This is a genomic window from Mycolicibacterium vinylchloridicum, from assembly GCF_013404075.1.
GTDB lineage: Bacteria > Actinomycetota > Actinomycetes > Mycobacteriales > Mycobacteriaceae > Mycobacterium > Mycobacterium vinylchloridicum.
Window position 1 is genome coordinate 1 of record NZ_JACBJQ010000189.1, and the last position, 1,113, is coordinate 1,113.

Genomic DNA, 1,113 nt, shown 5'->3' on the forward strand with positions numbered 1-1,113 from the left:
CCGCGACGTGGGTGTGCAGGTTCGGGTCCCCCGCGCGGGAGTCGCGGTGATCGAACGCGGCGGCGACGAATCCGCTGGCGTCGACCTGGGCCACACCGTTGGTGCCCATGCGCGAGAAGCAGGCTTGGGATTCGAGGAACGCCAGGGTGTCGGCGACCGCTTTGTGGTGGCCGTCCTCGATGGTTTTCGCCAACTCCAATGGTGCCAGCGCCCACAGCGCGGATACCGATTTGACGGGGGTGAACGTGAGGTCGTAGCCAGCCACGGCGGTGGTGTCCAGGCGCGAGAGGCGGGCGATGAACCCGGTGAGTTCCCGGTCGTCGAGGTGGGCGCGACCGTAACGCTCGGTGAACATCTCCGCAGCCACAGTGGTGCGGAGTTCGGCGCGCACTTCGGGATCCAAGGGGGCGTTGGTGGCGCGGCCGATGGTGTCGTTGTAACTGCTGTAGGCGCCGCGCAGGCGGTGGGTGAAGTCGTTCTCGTTGGCGCCCAATCGGAATGGGCGTCCGAGTTTGGCGGCGGCGTGCGCGCCGTCGACCCACACACCGATGCCGGTGAGGTGTTCGGTGATCTTGGTGGCGTTGGGGTGCAGGCCTTCACCGAAGAGTGCCTTCATCTGTTCTTCGGTGACTTCGGAGCCCTCGGGCACCCCCCAGAGTTGTTCGACGAGGGGGTTGTCGGGGTCGCGGCTGACCGGCCGCCCGAGTGCGGTCAGGCCGCTGCCGACCCAGCGGCCGGGGGTCTCGCCCTTGGAGGAGTAATAGTCACCAAGGCTGGCGCGGCCCAGGTCGGTGCCATCGGCGACGGCGACCTGCCGGAGCAGGTAGGTGTACCCGTCTCCGGCGGTTAATTTGTGTAGGCCCATCACCGCGCGATCACCCCGAAAACGCTAGGGCGCGATAACCGCTAGAACACCGCCCCAAAATTCTGCACTCGGTGCCGTTATCGTTTCGTGACCTGAATGCACTAGGTGTGATGGGCTGAAAAGGGCGACCGGAGGTCGCAGGTGAGGGCGGGGCGGGTGGTGCCTGAGGCGGTCGGTGGTAGCCGATGTTGGTGGGGGCGTGGGGATGTGGGCGAAAGCGGCTGGTAGGTATGTGGTGCGGTGGGGCG

The 1,113-nt window shown here is 66.8% G+C and carries 1 protein-coding gene; it reads right to left on the reverse strand.

Annotated elements, in window-relative coordinates; translation table 11 throughout:
- The coding region (gene mobF, locus HPC46_RS34485) for a MobF family relaxase (protein ID WP_179476448.1) at window positions 1-865 on the reverse strand (865 nt) is incomplete at its 3' end.
- Window positions 866-1,113: the final 248 nt, after the last annotated feature.